Annotated in this window: 11 protein-coding genes and 2 rRNA genes (1 of these 13 cut by a window edge); all 13 read left to right on the top strand. The window is 71.9% G+C overall.

What is annotated here, in order from left to right:
* Positions 1–3,032: ribosomal RNA gene (locus CNX65_RS27115) — 23S ribosomal RNA — on the top strand (it extends 50 nt beyond the left edge of the window).
* 128 nt (positions 3,033–3,160) lie between these two features.
* Positions 3,161–3,277, top strand: a 5S ribosomal RNA gene (rrf, locus tag CNX65_RS27110).
* Positions 3,278–3,365: 88 nt separating this feature from the next.
* Positions 3,366–5,978, top strand: coding sequence for a hypothetical protein (locus CNX65_RS37485; protein ID WP_096496280.1), 2,613 nt, complete (start codon positions 3,366–3,368; stop codon positions 5,976–5,978).
* A gap of 604 nt (positions 5,979–6,582) precedes the next feature.
* The gene (locus CNX65_RS27100) at positions 6,583–7,377 is read left to right on the top strand and encodes an HAD-IIA family hydrolase (RefSeq protein ID WP_096496279.1); all 795 of its coding nucleotides are present in this window, start codon (positions 6,583–6,585) and stop codon (positions 7,375–7,377) included.
* Positions 7,374–7,547, top strand: a complete 174-nt coding sequence (locus CNX65_RS36445; RefSeq protein ID WP_015804146.1) for a hypothetical protein — start codon at positions 7,374–7,376, stop codon at positions 7,545–7,547. The genes CNX65_RS27100 and CNX65_RS36445 overlap by 4 nt, the downstream gene beginning before the upstream one ends.
* Positions 7,548–7,553: 6 nt before the next feature.
* Positions 7,554–8,360 (top strand): TlyA family RNA methyltransferase, encoded by an 807-nt coding sequence (locus tag CNX65_RS27095; protein WP_096496278.1) that lies wholly within the window; start codon positions 7,554–7,556, stop codon positions 8,358–8,360.
* Entirely contained in the window at positions 8,357–9,259 is a 903-nt protein-coding gene (locus CNX65_RS27090) for an NAD kinase (RefSeq protein WP_096496277.1), read from the top strand. The genes CNX65_RS27095 and CNX65_RS27090 overlap by 4 nt, the downstream gene beginning before the upstream one ends.
* A gap of 38 nt (positions 9,260–9,297) precedes the next feature.
* Entirely contained in the window at positions 9,298–11,076 is a 1,779-nt protein-coding gene (gene recN, locus CNX65_RS27085) for a DNA repair protein RecN (RefSeq protein WP_096496276.1), read from the top strand.
* Between the two features lie 115 nt (positions 11,077–11,191).
* Positions 11,192–12,277, top strand: a complete 1,086-nt coding sequence (locus CNX65_RS27080; protein ID WP_157767874.1) for a hypothetical protein — start codon at positions 11,192–11,194, stop codon at positions 12,275–12,277.
* Positions 12,278–12,302: 25 nt separating this feature from the next.
* Entirely contained in the window at positions 12,303–12,809 is a 507-nt protein-coding gene (locus CNX65_RS27075; protein WP_096496274.1) for a hypothetical protein, read from the top strand.
* A 141-nt stretch (positions 12,810–12,950) separates the two neighbouring features.
* The gene (gene steA / locus CNX65_RS27070; protein WP_096496273.1) at positions 12,951–14,135 is read left to right on the top strand and encodes a putative cytokinetic ring protein SteA; all 1,185 of its coding nucleotides are present in this window, start codon (positions 12,951–12,953) and stop codon (positions 14,133–14,135) included.
* On the top strand, positions 14,132–15,067 hold the full coding sequence (locus CNX65_RS27065) for a copper transporter (RefSeq protein ID WP_157767873.1): 936 nt from the start codon (positions 14,132–14,134) through the stop codon (positions 15,065–15,067). Before steA ends, CNX65_RS27065 begins: the two co-directional genes overlap by 4 nt.
* 259 nt (positions 15,068–15,326) lie before the next feature.
* Complete coding sequence (locus tag CNX65_RS27060; RefSeq protein ID WP_096496272.1) at positions 15,327–17,018, top strand: CTP synthase; 1,692 nt, start codon at positions 15,327–15,329, stop codon at positions 17,016–17,018.
* Positions 17,019–17,029 lie beyond the last annotated feature (11 nt).

Raw genomic sequence — 17,029 nt, 5'->3', positions numbered from 1 at the left:
GAAGGACGTAGGAGACTGCGATAAGCCTTGGGGAGCTGTCAACCGAGCTGAGATCCAAGGATTTCCGAATGGGGAAACCCGGCCCCAGTCATGTGGGGTCACCCACGTCTGAACACATAGGGCGTGTGGAGGGAACGCGGGGAAGTGAAACATCTCAGTACCCGCAGGAAGAGAAAACAACCGTGATTCCGTGAGTAGTGGCGAGCGAAAGCGGAAGAGGCTAAACCGTATTCGTGTGATACCCGGCAGGGGTTGCGTGTACGGGGTCGTGGGACCTGTCTGATCGTTCTGCCGGACGGTCGAGGAGTCATAAAACACTGTGGTTAGCGGAACGTGTCTGGAAAGCGCGGCCGTAGAGGGTGAGAGCCCCTTACGCGAAAACCTAGTGTCTCCTGACGGTGTTCCCAAGTAGCAGCGAGCTCGTGGAATTTGCTGTGAATCTGGCGGGACCACCCGCTAAGCCTGAATACTCCCTGGTGACCGATAGCGGACTAGTACCGTGAGGGAAAGGTGAAAAGTACCCCGGGAGGGGAGTGAAATAGTACCTGAAACCGTGTGCCTACAATCCGTCGGAGCCTTACGGGGTGACGGCGTGCCTTTTGAAGAATGAGCCTGCGAGTTAGTGCTACGTGGCGAGGTTAACCCGTGTGGGGTAGCCGTAGCGAAAGCGAGTCCGAATAGGGCGCCAGAGTCGCGTGGTCTAGACCCGAAGCGGAGTGATCTAGCCATGGCCAGGGTGAAGCGTGGGTAAGACCGCGTGGAGGCCCGAACCCACCAGGGTTGAAAACCTGGGGGATGAGCTGTGGTTAGGGGTGAAAGGCCAATCAAACTCCGTGATAGCTGGTTCTCCCCGAAATGCATTTAGGTGCAGCGTCGTGTGTTTCGTGCCGGAGGTAGAGCACTGGATGGTCTAGGGGGCCCACAAGCTTACCGAAATCAACCAAACTCCGAATGCCGGTACGTGAGAGCGCGGCAGTGAGACTGCGGGGGATAAGCTTCGTAGTCGAGAGGGAAACAGCCCAGAACGCCGGCTAAGGCCCCTAAGTGTGTGCTAAGTGGGAAAGGATGTGGGATCGCACAGACAACCAGGAGGTTGGCTTAGAAGCAGCCACCCTTTAAAGAGTGCGTAATAGCTCACTGGTCAAGTGGTCCTGCGCCGACAATGTAGCGGGGCTTAAGCACACCGCCGAAGCCGTGTCATTGACACAGCTTGTGTTGATGGGTAGGGGAGCGTCGTGCAGCCAGCGAAGTGCCGGAGTGATCCAGGTGTGGAGGCTGTGCGAGTGAGAATGCAGGCATGAGTAGCGAAAGCAGAGTGAGAAACTCTGCCGCCGGATGACCAAGGGTTCCTGGGCCAGGCTAATCCGCCCAGGGTAAGTCGGGACCTAAGGCGAGGCCGACAGGCGTAGTCGATGGACAACGGGTTGATATTCCCGTACCCGTGTGAACGCGCCCATGGCGAGGCTTGTGATGCTAACCGCCCAAAGCCCATCGTGATTCTTCGGATGATCGGTGACGTGGAGCGCGGGAACCGAACTTGTAGTAGTCAAGCGATGGGGTGACGCAGGAGGGTAGCTCCGCCAGTGAGTGGTAGTACTGGTGTAAGCGTGTAGGCCGGTGTGTAGGCAAATCCGCACATCATTGAGGCTGAGACGTGATGCATAGCCGATTGAGGCGAAGTAGAGTGATCCCATGCTGCCGAGAAAAGCCTCTAGCGAGCTTTCACGCGGCCCGTACCCCAAACCGACACAGGTGGTCAGGTAGAGAATACCGAGGCGATCGGGCGAACTGTGGTTAAGGAACTCGGCAAAATGCCCCCGTAACTTCGGGAGAAGGGGGGCCGAGGGATTTGAAGCCCCTTGCGGGCTAGGATTTTTCGGCCGCAGAGACCAGCGAGAAGCGACTGTTTACTAAAAACACAGGTCCGTGCGAAGTCGCAAGACGATGTATACGGACTGACGCCTGCCCGGTGCTGGAACGTTAAGGGGACCGGTTAGCTCTTCGGGGCGAAGCTGAGAACTTAAGCGCCAGTAAACGGCGGTGGTAACTATAACCATCCTAAGGTAGCGAAATTCCTTGTCGGGTAAGTTCCGACCTGCACGAATGGCGTAACGACTTCTCGACTGTCTCAACCACAGGCCCGGCGAAATTGCACTACGAGTAAAGATGCTCGTTACGCGCGGCAGGACGGAAAGACCCCGGGACCTTTACTATAGCTTGGTATTGGTGTTCGGTTCGGCTTGTGTAGGATAGGTGGGAGACTGTGAAGCGGCCACGCCAGTGGTTGTGGAGTCGTCGTTGAAATACCACTCTGGTCGTACTGGATGTCTAACCTCGGTCCGTGATCCGGATCAGGGACAGTGCCTGGTGGGTAGTTTAACTGGGGCGGTTGCCTCCCAAAGAGTAACGGAGGCGCTCAAAGGTTCCCTCAGCCTGGTTGGCAATCAGGTGTCGAGTGCAAGTGCACAAGGGGGCTTGACTGTGAGACCGACAGGTCGAGCAGGGACGAAAGTCGGAACTAGTGATCCGGCCATGGCTTGTGGAAGCGTGGTCGCTCAACGGATAAAAGGTACCCCGGGGATAACAGGCTGATCTTGCCCAAGAGTCCATATCGACGGCATGGTTTGGCACCTCGATGTCGGCTCGTCGCATCCTGGGGCTGGAGTAGGTCCCAAGGGTTGGGCTGTTCGCCCATTAAAGCGGTACGCGAGCTGGGTTTAGAACGTCGTGAGACAGTTCGGTCCCTATCCGCCGCGCGCGTAGGATACTTGCGGAAGGCTGTCCCTAGTACGAGAGGACCGGGACGGACGAACCTCTGGTGTGCCAGTTGTCCTGCCAAGGGCATTGCTGGTTGGCTACGTTCGGAAGGGATAACCGCTGAAAGCATCTAAGCGGGAAGCTCGTTCCTAGATGAGGTGTCCCACCCCTTTGTGGGTTAAGGCCCCCAAGAGACTATTGGGTTGATAGGCCGGAGATGGAAGGCCAGTAATGGTTGGAGTTGACCGGTACTAATAGGCCGAGGACTTGTCATGAAGACGCTACGCATCCACTGTGCGGTTCTGAAGGAACCGAACCGACCATCACCGGTCGGCGACCGCTCACTGTAGAGGTGGGTTGGGCGCTGTTGGTGGTGCTGTGTGGTTGGTTATCTTCATAGTGTTTCGGTGGTCATTGCGGTTGGGGAACACCCGGTCCCATTCCGAACCCGGTAGTTAAGCCTTCCAGCGCCGATGGTACTGCACTCGTGAGGGTGTGGGAGAGTAGGACGCCGCCGAACATTCTTTCCCGAAAGGGCTTGTGGTAGGGGGACACATTAGGTTGTGTCCTACCGCAAGCCCTTTCGGCGTGTCCATAGGAGGAATCAGGTGAGCAGGTTCGGGGATCGTCCCGGCGACCGTCAGCGTGGCCAGGGAGACCGACCGCGCCGATTCGACGGTGGCCATGCCGGTGGGGATCGCAAGCAGGGCGGTGAGCGGTCGGGCGGCGGCTACCAGAAGCGCGACGACCGGCCCCGTTACGACAAGCCGCGCGAGGACCGCGGGGACAGCCGTCGTGACGACAGCCGTCGGGATGACCGCAGGTCCTCTGACAGCCGCGGTGGTGGCTACCCGCGTCGGGACGACCGGTCCGGTGGCGACCGGGGTGGTTACCAGAAGCGTGATGACCGTGGCGGTGACCGCGGGTTCCAGAAGCGCGATGACCGCGGTGGCGAGCGGACCTTCCAGAAGCGGGACGACCGGTCGGGTGACCGGGGTGGGTTCCAGCGTCGCGATGACCGTGGTGGCGAGCGCAGCTTCCAGAAGCGCGACGACCGCGGTGGCTACCCCAGGCGGGACGACCGCGACGGTTCCACCGGTGGCTACCAGAAGCGCGATGACCGCGGTGGCGATCGCGGGTTCCAGAAGCGCGACGGCCAGGGCGGTTACCCCAAGCGGGACGACCGCGGTGGCGAGCGCGGCGGGTTCCAGCGTCGGGACGACCGGACCGGTGGTGACCGGGGCGGGTTCCAGAAGCGCGACGACCGCGCGCCCCGCAAGGACTTCTCGCGTGACGACCGGCCTCGCTTCGAGCGTCGGGACGACCGCGCAGGCTCCACCGGTGGTTACCAGAAGCGCGACGACCGGGGTGGGTTCCAGAAGCGGGACGACCGGGCCGGTGGGCGCGGGTTCGAGCGTGGTGGCGACCGGGACTCCGGGCGCCGGTTCGACGGTGGTGAGCGGCGGGAGTTCCGGCCGCGTGACGACCGGGGCGGCGACGACCGCGGGTTCCGCCGGGACGACCGGGGTGGTGAGCGCAGCTTCCAGAAGCGGGACGACCGCGGTGGGGAGCGTGGCGGCTTCCAGCGCCGGGACGACCGGTCCGGTGACCGGGGTGGGTTCCAGAAGCGGGATGACCGCGCCGGGGCCAGCGGTGGTTACCAGCGTCGGGACGACCGGTCCGACGACCGCGGCGGCTACCAGCGCCGGGACGACCGCGCGGGTTCCACCGGCGGCTACCAGAAGCGGGATGACCGTGGTGGCGACCGGGGCGGGTTCCAGCGCCGGGACGACCGGGGTGGCGAGCGCGGGGGTTACCAGAAGCGCGAGGGCGGGTCTTCGGACCGGCCGTTCCGCGAGTACCGGCCCCGTGACGACCGCAGCGGTGAGCGCGGTGGCGACCGTGGTGGTTACCAGCGCCGGGACGACCGGTCCGGTTCCACCGGCGGGTACCAGCGGCGTGACGACCGGGGCGGCTACCAGAAGCGGGATGACCGCGGTGGCGACCGGGGCGGGTACCAGCGTCGGGATGACCGGGGCGGGGACCGCGGCGGCTACCAGCGCCGGGACGACCGGTCGGGTGACCGGGGTGGGTACCAGCGCGGTGACGAGCGGTCCGGTGGTCAGCAGGGGGAGCGCGCTTCCAGCGGGCCGCGTGACGAGCGCAGCCGTGAGCGGGCCGCCCGGTTCCAGGAGCGGGTCGCGCAGGGCGGTGTCGACCGGCCCGAGGTGACCGGTGACGCCGCCGAGGGCGCTTCGGCGGCCGAGGTCGTCGACGCGGGCGTCAAGGGCGACTCGGTCGAGTCGGCTGAGGGCTTCACGGTCGAGGGCGTCGAGCAGGGTGACGAGGCCGTCGCGGTCAAGGAGGACGCTCCCGTCGAGGAGAGCGACGTCCGCGCGGAGGCCGCCGACGACGCCGTCGACGTCGACGGCGTCGACGACCTGCGGGACGACAACCCCGCCGACCGGGACGACCGGGAGCTCGGTGACCGTGAGCAGGACGGGCGCGACCAGGACGGGCGCGGGGACCGGTTCGAGCGGCGCGCGCGCACGCCCGAGCTGCCCGAGGAGGCCGACATCTCGGCCCTCGACCCCGAGGTGAAGCAGGAGCTGCGCGGGCTGCCCAAGGGGCTCGCCGACATCGTCGGCAGGCACCTGGCCGCCGCCGGGCTGCTCGTCGACGAGGAGCCCGAGCTGGCGCTGGAGCACGCCCGGTACGCGCGCAGCAAGGCGTCGCGGGTCGGCGTGGTCCGCGAGGCCGCGGGCATCGCCGCCTACCAGGCCGGCGAGTGGGCCGAGGCGCTGTCCGAGCTGCGCGCCGCGCGTCGCATGACGCACGGTCCCGGCCACATCGCGATCATGGCCGACTGCGAGCGCGCCCTCGGCCGCCCGGAGCGGGCGCTCGAGCTGGCCCGCGAGGTCCAGGTGCAGGGGCTGAAGCTGTCCGCCGACGAGCTGGTCGAGCTGCGGATCGTCGTGGCGGGCGCCCGCCGGGACATGGGGCAGCTGGACGCCGCCGTGGTCGCGCTGCAGGGCGCCGACCTCGACGAGAAGCGCCGGGACCCGTGGAGCGCGCGGCTGTTCTACGCGTACGCCGACAACCTGGCGGCTGCCGGGCGGACCGAGGAAGCCGTGAAGTGGTTCCTCAACGCCGACGCGGTCGACGAGGACGGCGACACGGACGCGGCCGAGCGCGCGTTCGAGCTCGCGCCCCAGGACTGACGCGACCGCAGGACCGGAGCAGGACGAGCACCACCGGGCCCGGCCCGCTGGACACGCCCCCACGGGGGAGTGACCGGCGGGCCGGGCCTTTTTTGTTGGGCTGGTGTGGGGGATGGGCGGGCGCGCCGGGAGCGGTGAGGGAGTGCCAGGCGGGCGGACGGGTGTCGCGGGGTGGAGCTGCCGGGTGGACGGGCAAGCGAGGGGGAGGAGACAGGCAGGGGACGGGCTGGCGTGCGGGCGGGGGGACTGCGCGACGTCGCGGACGTGCCTGAGCGGGCTGGTGCGCGGGTGAAGGGGGCGGGTGGGAATGGACGCCTGGCGGAGTCGGGCGGGGCGTCGGGCGGGTGGTCGGGGATCGGTGGGGGCGGCTGCGGGGGCTGGTTCGGGTGGGAGTGAGACGAACGGCTCACCTGGGGGTCCCGGTGGGGTGAGCGCCTCGTCGTGGCCTGGTCGTGGGGGTTCCCGCGGTTCTCGCGCGTGCCCCGGCGGGGTTCGGTGGGGCTGGGTCGCCGTATCGTCGGTCCGGGGCCGCCCGTCACGCGGGCTTGGGCGCCGCAGGACCGAGGCGCGGGCCGGTGGCCCGCTTGAGCGAGAGGAACCGCCGGTGACCCTGCTGTCCCGCTACGACGCACTGCTGCTGGATCTCGACGGCACGGTCTACCGGGGGCACGCGGCCGTCCCCGGCGCGCCCGAGGCGGTCGCCGCCGCTCGGGCCGCCGGGCTCGCGATCCGGTTCGTCACCAACAACGCCTCGCGGTCGCCGCAGGAGGTCGCCGACCACCTGACCGAGATCGGGTTCGCGCCCGCGCTCGACGAGGTGTCCACGAGCGCCCAGGCCGCCGCGTCCATGCTCGCCGACCTCGTCCCCGCCGGGTCCACGGTGCTGGTGCTGGGCACCGAGGCGCTGGTGGAGCAGGTGCGGCAGCGCGGGCTCGTGCCCACGCGCACCGCCGACGGGGCCGTCGCGGTCATCCAGGGGCTCTCCCAGGACACCGGGTGGCGGGAGCTGGCCGAGGCGTGCGTGGCGGTGCGCGCGGGCGCGGTGTGGGTGGCGTGCAACGTCGACCTGACGCTGCCCACCGAGCGCGGGCTGCTGCCCGGCAGCGGGTCGCTGGTCCGGGCGCTCATGGCGGCCACGGACGCCGAGCCGCTCGTCGCGGGCAAGCCCGCCGTGCCGCTGCTGGAGCAGGCGGCGAAGTCCGCGGGCGCGCAGCGACCGCTCGTGGTCGGCGACCGGCTCGACACCGACATCGCGGGCGCCTGCAACGCGGGCATGGACTCGCTCCTGGTGCTCACCGGGGTGTCCACCCGCGAGGAGGCCATGGCGCTGCCGGAGGAGCAGCGGCCCACCCACATCGCCGACGACCTGTCGGTGCTATCGGCTACCGTGAACGGGTGAGCTTCGACGTTCCCCTGCCCGGCCCACCGCGTGACCCGGTCGCCGGGATCGACGACGCGCTGGCCGGGCTCGACGGGCTTGCCCAGGTCGAGGTCGCGCTGCACGTCGCGCGGTTCGACGAGGCGCACGCCGCGCTGACCACGGCCCTCGCCAGCATCGACAAGGTGTGACGCGACGTGGCTCGCAGGGCTCGGCTCGACGCCGAACTGGTCCGCAGGGGCATGGCCCGCTCCCGTGAGCACGCCAGCCAGCTCGTCGCCGAGGGCAAGGTGACGGTGCGCGGCTCGGTGGCCACCAAACCGGCCACGGCCGTCGAGCTGGACACGGCGCTGGTGGTGCGCGACACCGACGACCCCAACTGGGCGTCGCGGGGCGCGCACAAGCTCGTCGGCGCCCTGGAGGCGTTCGACGGGGTCGACGTGGCCGGCAAGCGGTGCCTGGACGCGGGCGCGTCCACCGGCGGGTTCACCGACGTGCTGCTGCGCGCCGGGGCCCGGCAGGTGGTGGCGGCCGACGTCGGCCGGGGGTTGCTGGACTGGAAGTTGCAGACCGACGAGCGCGTGGTCGTGAAGGACCGGACGAACGTGCGCTCGCTCACGCCCGAAGTCATCGGCGGCCCCGTGGAACTCGTGGTGGCCGACCTGTCGTTCATCTCGTTGAGGCTGGTGCTGCCCGCGCTGGCCGCGTGCCTCGACGAGGAGGGCGACCTGCTGCCCATGGTGAAGCCGCAGTTCGAGGTCGGCAAGGAGCGCCTGGGGTCCGGCGGTGTCGTCCGCGACCCCGAGCTGCGCGCCGCCGCCGTCCTGGAGGTCGTGGAGGCCGCGGCGGGCCTGGGGCTGCGGCTGCACGGGGTCGTCGCGAGCCCGCTGCCGGGACCGTCCGGCAACGTGGAGTTCTTCGCGTGGCTGCGGCGCGGGCGACCGCTGGACGTGGTGGACGCCGCCGCGCTGGTGCGGGCGGCAGTCGCGGAGGGACCGCAATGAGCTGCCGGGAGATCCTGCTCGTCGTCCACACCGGGCGGCCGAGCAACGTGCTGGTGGCGCAGGACGTCGCCGCCCGCTTCGCCGAGGCCGGGATCGGGCTGCGCGTGCTCGCCGACGAGTCGCCCGAGCTGGACCCGTCCTGCTCGTACGGGGCGGTGGTGGCCGCCGACGACGAGGCCGCCGAGGGCACCGAGCTGGTGTTCGTGCTGGGCGGTGACGGGACGCTGCTGCGCGCGGCCGAGCTGGCCCGCCCGGCCGGGGTGCCGGTGCTCGGGGTGAACCTGGGGCGCGTGGGCTTCCTGGCCGAGGCGGACTCGGACGCGCTGCACGAGGCGATCAAGCACGTCATCGACGGCGCCTACGACGTCGAGGAGCGGATGACGGTGGACATCACCGCCTACGACTCCTCCGGCGCGGTGCTCCAGAGCACGTGGGCGCTCAACGAGGCCAGCGTGGAGAAGTCCTCGCGCGAGCGCATCCTCGACGTGGTGGTGGAGGTCGACGGGCGGCCGGTGTCGGCGTTCGGCTGCGACGGTGTGCTCGTCGCCACTCCGACCGGGTCGACGGCGTACGCGTTCTCGGCCGGTGGGCCGGTGGTGTGGCCGGACGTGCAGGCGCTGCTGGTGGTGCCGAGCAACGCGCACGCGCTGTTCGCCCGGCCGCTGGTGGTGTCGCCGTCGTCGGCGGTCGCGCTGGAGGTCGACCACCAGGGCCACCCCGCGGTTCTGTCCGTGGACGGGCGTCGCGGGGTGGAGCTGCCGCCGGGGTCGCGGGTGGAGGTCGTCGGGGGGCGCACGCCGCTGCGGCTGGTGAAGTTGCGCAAGGAGCCGTTCACGGACCGGCTGGTGCGGAAGTTCTCCCTGCCCGTGCAGGGCTGGCGCGGTCCGTCGGCAGGTTGAGCGTCCGATCGTCGTCCCCGCCAAGTAGGGTTCCCGCTGTGCTGGCCGAGATGCGCATCCAGGGCCTCGGTGTGATCGACGAGGCCACCCTTGAGCTCGCCGCGGGTTTCACCGTTGTCACGGGCGAGACCGGGGCGGGCAAGACCATGGTCGTGACCGGGCTCCACCTGCTGGGCGGGGGCCGGGCTGAGGCGTCGCGCGTGCGCAACGGCGCCGAACGCGCGGTCGTCGAGGGCCGGTTCCAGGCTCCGGCGGGGAGTCCCGCGGCGAAGGTCGCGGAGGAGGTCGGCGGCGAACCCGACGACGACGGTTCCGTGATCGCGGTGCGGACCGTCGGCGCGGACGGCAGATCCCGCGCGCACCTGGGCGGTCGCTCGGTGCCGGTGGGCGTGCTGTCCGAGCTGGCCGAGCAGCTGCTGGCCGTGCACGGGCAGAACGACCAGCTGCGGCTGCTGCGCTCCGCCGAGCAGCGCTCGGTGCTGGACCGGTTCGCCGGTGACGAGGTGGCCGGGCCGCTGGGCGCCTACCAGCGGGTGCGGGACGAGTGGTTGCGGGTCGCGACCGAGCTGCGGGACCGCACGCGCAGCTCTCGGGAGCTGGCGCGCGAGGCGGAGCTGCTGCGGCACGGGCTGGCGGAGATCACCGCCGTCGACCCGAAGCCCGGCGAGGACGCCGAGCTGGTGGACGAGGCGCGCAGGCTCGCCGACGCCGACCAGCTGCGCGAGTCGGCGGCGGGCGCGCAGTACGCGGTGGCCGGGTCGCCCGACGGGGACCCGGACAACCCCGGCGCGCTCGGGCTGATCGGCGAGGCGCGGCGGCGGCTGGGCGCCTCCGAGGACCCGAAGCTGCGCGAGCTGGAGCCCCGGCTGGTGGAGGCGGAGACGCTGCTGGCCGACGTGGGCGCGGAGATCGCGTCCTACCTGGAGCACCTGGACGCGGACCCGGCGCGGCTGGAGCAGGTGCTGGCGCGGCAGTCGGAGCTGAAGATGCTGACCCGCAAGTACGCGGCCGACGTGGACGGCGTGATCGCGTGGGCGGAGAACGCGTCGTCGCGGCTGTCCGGGCTGGACACCTCGGACGAGGCGCTGGCGGCGCTGGCGGCGCGGCGGGACGAGCTGGCCGTCGAGCTGGCCGGGTACGCCGAGCAGATCACGGCGGCGCGCGCCGAGGCGGCGCTGGAGCTGGGCCGCGAGGTGTCCGAGGAGCTGACCGGGCTGGCGATGCCGCACGCGAACGTGGAGGTCGCGGTGCGGCCCCGGCTCGCGGACCAGGGCGAGGCGAACGCGCTGGAGGTCGGCGGGCAGCTGCTGCACGCCGGGGCGTCCGGCGTGGACGAGGTGGAGCTGCGGCTGATCTCGCACCCCGGCGCGCCCGCGCTGCCGGTGCACAAGGGCGCGTCCGGCGGTGAGCTGTCGCGGGTGATGCTGGCGCTGGAGGTCGTGCTGTCGCACTCGGACCCGGTGCCCACGCTGGTGTTCGACGAGGTCGACGCCGGGGTCGGCGGTCGGGCCGCGGTGGAGGTGGGGCGGCGGCTGGCCAGGTTGGCGCGCAGCCACCAGGTCATCGTGGTCACGCACCTGCCGCAGGTCGCGGCGTTCGCGGACCGGCACCTGGTGGTGGACAAGACCGCCGACGGGATCCTGACCCGGAGCGGGGTGCGGGTGCTGGACGAGGGGCAGCGGGTCGTGGAGCTGGCCCGGATGCTGGCGGGCATGGACTCGACGGACACCGGGCGCGCGCACGCCGAGGAGCTGCTGGCGGCGGCGAAGGCCGACAAGGAGACCGCGGTGGTGCGGCGGGGGCGCAAGAAGGGCTGAGCGGGGGATCGGGGTTGACCCGTTCGCGGGCTCGCCGGGTGTGATCTTCGGCGGGCCCGCAGGCGGTGCTCCCGAAGCGGTCTCCCGGCAGGGGGCCCGGTCGCAGGATGTGGCCGTGGAATCACGTGGTGCGCTGGGCCGGTTCGCCGCCCCGGCGGTGGCGGTGGTGGCCGGGGTGCTCGCCGGGGTGTCGCTCTTCCCGATGTGGCACCGGGAGTACCGGCTGAACCCGTTCGGTGGCGGGATCCGCGTGGAGAGCGTGGTGGGGGCGTTCGCGCGCCGCAGCACGCTCGTGGGCGCCGAGGTGTCGGAGCCGCACGCCCCGCTCGGGTGGCCCGTGGCTCTCGGCGCGGCGCTGCTCGTCGTCGGGGCCGTGCTGCTGGCGCTCGCCCGGTCGCGGGCGGTGGGGCGGTTCCTCGGGGGACTGGGCGCCGGGGTCCTGCTGGGGGTGCTGGGCGTGGTGGGGCTCGCCGCGCTGGCCAGGACGAGGGTGCTCGCGGACGCCGAGGAGCGGGCCGGGGCGCTGCTCGGCGAGAAGGCCGCGGCGGGCGCCGGGGTCGAGCTGGGGCTCGGGTTCTGGTTGCTGTGCGCGGCGGCTCTCGCGGCGGTGGCGGCCGTCGTGCTCGCCCGGCCCCTGGGTGGTGCGGGCGCGCGCGGGCGGGACGGCCTCGTCGGAGGGTGGGTGCTGCTGGGCGCCGCCCTGCTCGTCCTCGGTGGGCTGACCCCGGTGCTGTACCGGCACGCGCTGGTGGGCGGTTCGGGGGCGGTGCTGGAGGAGTACCTGGTGCGCGGGGTGGCCACCGAGTACCGGGGCGGCGGGTTCGCGCCGGGCCTGTCGGGGGTGGCGGTGGCCGAGCAGGTCCGGCTCGACTACGCCGGGTACCCGGTGCTGATCGTCGCGGGTCTGCTGCTGACGGCCTGGTTGCTGCTGCTGGGCGGGCGGCGGTCCGGGCGGGTGGTGGCGCTCGTGGGCGCGGGCGCGCTGCTCGCGTCGGTGTGGTCGGTGGCGCTCCAGCTGCCCGCCCTGTTCGGGCGGGTGCTGACCGGGGTCGAGGAGCCCGCTGAGCCGGTGTCCGGGTTCGGGCCGGGGCTGTGGCTGCTCGGTGCGGCGGTCGTGGTCGCGTTCGGCGGGGCTGTCGTGGCGCACCGGTGGGGCGGGCGCCCCGCTCCGGTGGTGGAGGAGGAGGCCGTGGCGCCGTGAGCCGTGAGCCGGGGCCCGGTGGCGGGTGGGCGGTGGGCTGGTCACCGCGCTGCACCGGGAGCGGCCCGACCTGAGCAGGCTTGCGGGCGAGGACGAGGTGGTGACCTCGGTGGGGGCGTTCGCCACCACCACGCACCCGCTGCCGCCGGTCGACCCGGTGCAGAGCGGGTGGGACATCACCCGGTGCGCGCCAGGCCCCCAGCTCGCGCTCTTCGCGGGCGGGCTGCTGGGGCTGGTGTGGTCGGTGGGCGGGGAGCTGCCCACGATCTTCGCCGCGGTCGAGATCCCCGGCGTCACGGAGGAGCGGGCCGTGACGCACGGGTTCGCGGCCGGGTTCTGGGGGCGGTGCGCGGCGGCCGTGGTTGCGGTGCTGGGGGCGGTGCTGTCGCAGCGGCGGCCGGTGCCCGAGCACCGGCCCGCCGGGGCCGACGGCGCCCAGGACGACCGGGGTGCGGTGGTGCACGACATCAGCGGGTTCGACGAGGACGACCCGGTGTTCCCCGAGCGGCCCGCCTCCGGCGCGGCGGGGTGAAGGGCGACCCCACGGGCGGGTGAGGCGGCCACTCCTCTGACGGGTGACCGTCAGACCTGGGGGTGAATCGGGCGGTGACCTGGTCGGACGGGCCCGGCGTGTCGGGACGGCGGCCCGGTCGGCTTTGCCACCATCGGCCGCATGAAGCTGTCCGGGATGCTCAGCCGAGCGCAGCACGAACCCCAGGGGACCTCCGGCGTCGCGCGGGTCGACCGCAGGGCCGCCGAGCTGCTGCGGCGGCTCGGACCCGGCGACATCGCGGTGCTCGACCAGGTCGACATCGACCGCCGCCTCGCCGAGGCGCTGCTGGCGGCCGAGGTCGTCGGCGTGGTCAACGCCTCCCCGTCGATCTCCGGCCGCTACCCGAACCTCGGGCCCGAGCTGCTGGTGGCGTCCGGGATCGCGCTGGTGGACGACGTGGGCGCCGCCGCGCTGCGGGAGATCAAGGACGGGATGCGGCTGCGGCTGCACGGCGGCGTGGTCTACCTGGGCGACCGGGAGGTCGCGCGCGGCGTCGAGCAGACCGAGGCGGCCGTGGCCGACGCGCTCGTCGAGGCGCGCGAGGGCATGTCCGCGCAGCTGGAGGCGTTCTCGGCGAACACGATCGAGTTCCTGCGCCGGGAGCGCGAGCTGATCCTGGACGGGGTGGGCGTCCCGGACGTGCCGGTGCCGATGCGGGACCGGCAGGTGCTGGTGGTCGCGGGCGGGCCCCGGCACGCCGAGGAGCTGCGGCGGTTGCGCAAGTACGTGCGGGAGCACCGGCCGGTGCTGGTCGGGGTCGACCAGGGCGCGGACACGCTGTGCGACGCGGGCTACGAGCCGGACCTGATCGTCGGCGACCCGGCCGCGATCGGGGCGGTGGCGCTGCGGGCCTGCGAGCAGGTCGTGGTGCCCGCGCAGGCCGACGGGCACGCGCCGGGGCTGGACCGGGTGCAGGACCTGGGCGTGGGTGCGGTGACGTTCCCGGCGGCGGGCAACGCGGAGGACCTGGCGCTGCTGCTCGCCGAGGCGCACGGGGCGAGCCTGGTGGTGACGGTGGGGCTGCGCGCCGGGCTGCGCGAGTTCCTCGACCGGGGGCACTCCGGGTCCAACCCGTCGACCTTCCTGACCAGGCTCAAGCTCGGCGGGAAGCTGGTGGAGGGCGAGGCGGTCGCCGCGCTGCACCGCAGCCGGGTGTCCACCGGGGCGGTGGCGCTGCTGGTCGGGTCGGCGGTGCTGGTGCTGCTGGTGGCGCTGGCCGCCTCCGGGGTCGGGCAGGTGCACCTGGACGCGGTGGGCGACGGGATCGCCGCGCTGGCGCGGTGGGTCGGGGGGGTGTTCGGGTGATCACCATGCGCTACCACGTGGTGTCGCTGGCCGCGGCGTTCCTGGCGCTGGCGGTGGGGGTGGTGCTCGGGTCGACGGCGCTGAGCGGGCCGCTGCTGTCCGGGCTCGCCGACGACAACGGGCAGCTCGGGCAGCGGGTCACCCGGCTGGAGCAGGAGCGCAACGGGCTCGACGCGAAGCTGGCCGAGGCCGACCGGTTCGCCAGCTCGATCGGCCCCATGGCGGTCCGGGGGCAGCTGACCGACCGGACCGTGCTGGTGGTGTCCACCTCGGACGCGCACAGCGGCGACCGGGAGGCGCTGGTGGAGCTGCTGGGGTCGGCGGGCGCGCTGGTCACGGCGCAGGTCGAGCTGACCGACGCGTTCACCGACCCGCGGCAGGCCGACCGGCTGCGGGACCTGGTCGCGCGCTCGCAGCCCGCCGGGGCCGAGCTGCCCGCCGGGGCCGATCCGGGCACCCGCGCCGGCGCGCTGATCGGGACTCTGCTGCTGCTCGACGGGCAGAACCAGGCGCAGGCCACGGACGACGAGAGGGCCTCCGCCCTGACCGCGCTGGGGAGCGCCGGGTTCGTGAAGGTGGCGGAGAACGCGCGGCCCGCGCAGCTGGCCGTGGTGCTCGGCGGCGGGGTCGTCGACGACGGGGAGGACTCGGGCGACCGGGCCGCGACCGTGGCCCGGTTCGCCACCCAGCTGGACCGGTCAGGGGCGGGCGTGGTGCTGGCCGGGCGCGGCGGGAGCGCCGAGGGGCGCGGGCCCATCGGGGTGGTCCGGGCCGACCAGGCCGCCGCCTCGGTGCTGTCGACCGTGGACAACGCGGACAGCGCGGCCGGGCGGGTGGTGACCGTGCTGGCGCTGCGGGAGCAGGTCGACGGCGGTTCCGGGCGGTACGGGGTCGCGGGGAACGCGCAGGCGCCCTCGCCGGGCACGACCTAGGGCCGAGGGCCCGGCGTCCTGTGCGGGCGCGGCCCCGGCCTTGCCGGGCCGAACGGGGCAGTGCGGTCGTCACGGTGCGCGACGTGGCGCGTGCCCGGCGCGCCCGCGGGGCGGCGGGCGGGCGTCCGCGCGGACTTCTAGGCCGTCCAGGTGACGCGCGCTCGGGCCGGTGGTGCGCTGGGTGACCGGCGGCGTGTTAGCGTTAGGGCCCGTGGACAGGGCGTCGTCCCTGCTGGAAATTCGGACCACGGGAGCCTCGTTGGCGCTTCAGGCACGCACTACCAAGCACGTCTTCGTCACCGGGGGTGTGGCCTCCTCGCTCGGCAAGGGGTTGACCGCGTCGAGCCTGGGGCAGTTGCTCACCTCCCGCGGGCTCCGGGTCACCATGCAGAAGCTCGACCCCTACCTCAACGTCGACCCCGGCACGATGAACCCGTTCCAGCACGGCGAAGTCTTCGTCACCGAGGACGGCGCCGAGACCGACCTGGACATCGGCCACTACGAGCGGTTCCTCGCGCGGGACCTGTCCGGGGACGCCAACGTCACCACCGGCCAGGTGTACTCCGAGGTCATCGCCAAGGAGCGGCGCGGCGAGTACCTGGGCGACACGGTCCAGGTCATCCCGCACATCACGGACGAGATCAAGCGGCGCATCCGCGCCATGGCGGAGCCGGACGCCGACGGCGTCGTGCCCGACGTGGTGATCACCGAGGTCGGCGGCACGGTCGGCGACATCGAGTCCCTGCCGTTCCTGGAGGCCTGCCGCCAGGTGCGCCACGACGTGGGCCGCGACGACGTGTTCTTCCTGCACGTGTCGCTGGTGCCCTACCTGGCGCCGTCCGGCGAGCTCAAGACCAAGCCCACCCAGCACTCGGTGGCCGCGCTGCGCAACATCGGCATCCAGCCGGACGCGATCGTGTGCCGGGCGGACCGGGAGATCCCGGACTCGCTCAAGCGCAAGATCGGCCTGATGTGCGACGTGGACACCGACGCCGTCGTGGCCGCCGTGGACTCGCCGTCGATCTACGACATCCCCAAGGTGCTGCACGCCGAGGGCCTGGACGCCTACGTGGTGCGCCGCCTCGGGCTGCCGTTCCGCGACGTCGACTGGACGGTGTGGGGCGACCTGCTCGACCGGGTGCACAACCCCACCGAGGAGGTGCGGATCGGGCTGGTCGGCAAGTACGTCGACCTGCCGGACGCCTACCTGTCGGTGACGCAGGCGCTGCGCGCGGGCGGGTTCGCGCACCGCACCAAGGTCGACATCGTGTGGGTGCCGTCTGACGAGTGCCAGACCCCCTCCGGCGCGGCCTCCGCGCTGGCCGGGCTGGACGCGGTGCTCGTCCCCGGCGGGTTCGGGGTGCGCGGCATCGAGGGCAAGGTCGGGGCCATCACGCACGCCCGCACCAGGAACATCCCGCTGCTCGGGCTGTGCCTGGGCCTGCAGTGCCTGGTGATCGAGGCCGCGCGGAACCTCGCCGGGATCGCCGACGCGAACTCCACCGAGTTCGAGGAGGGCGGCTCGCCGGTCATCTCCACGATGGCCGACCAGGAGGACGTGGTGTCCGGGCAGCGCGACATGGGCGGCACGATGCGCCTGGGCGCGTACCCGGCCTCGCTGACGCCCGGTTCGCAGGTGGCGCGCGCGTACGGCACGACCGAGGTGTCCGAGCGGCACCGGCACCGCTACGAGGTCAACAACGCCTACCGGGAGCAGCTGGCCGAGGCGGGCCTGGTGTTCTCCGGGACCTCGCCGGACGGCAGGCTCGTGGAGTTCGTCGAGCTGCCCGCCGAGGTGCACCCGTTCTTCGTGGCCACCCAGGCGCACCCGGAGCTCAAGAGCCGCCCGACGAAGCCGCACCCGCTGTTCGCGGCGTTCGTGAAGGCGGCGCTGGACCACCGGCTCGCCGACCGGCTGCCCCTGCCGGAGACGGCGGGCGCGGCGCAGTGAGCGGCGGCCCG

The organism is Actinosynnema pretiosum (assembly GCF_002354875.1).
Lineage (GTDB): Bacteria > Actinomycetota > Actinomycetes > Mycobacteriales > Pseudonocardiaceae > Actinosynnema > Actinosynnema auranticum.
This window is presented reverse-complemented; position numbering and strand designations above follow the sequence as displayed.

Excerpts from the sequence above, each read along its gene's own strand:
- CNX65_RS27090 (WP_096496277.1), top strand. The coding sequence starts at position 8,357 with ATGAGCTGCCGGGAGATCCTGCTCGTCGTCCACACCGGGCGGCCGAGC.
- steA (WP_096496273.1), top strand. The coding sequence starts at position 12,951 with ATGAAGCTGTCCGGGATGCTCAGCCGAGCGCAGCACGAACCCCAGGGG.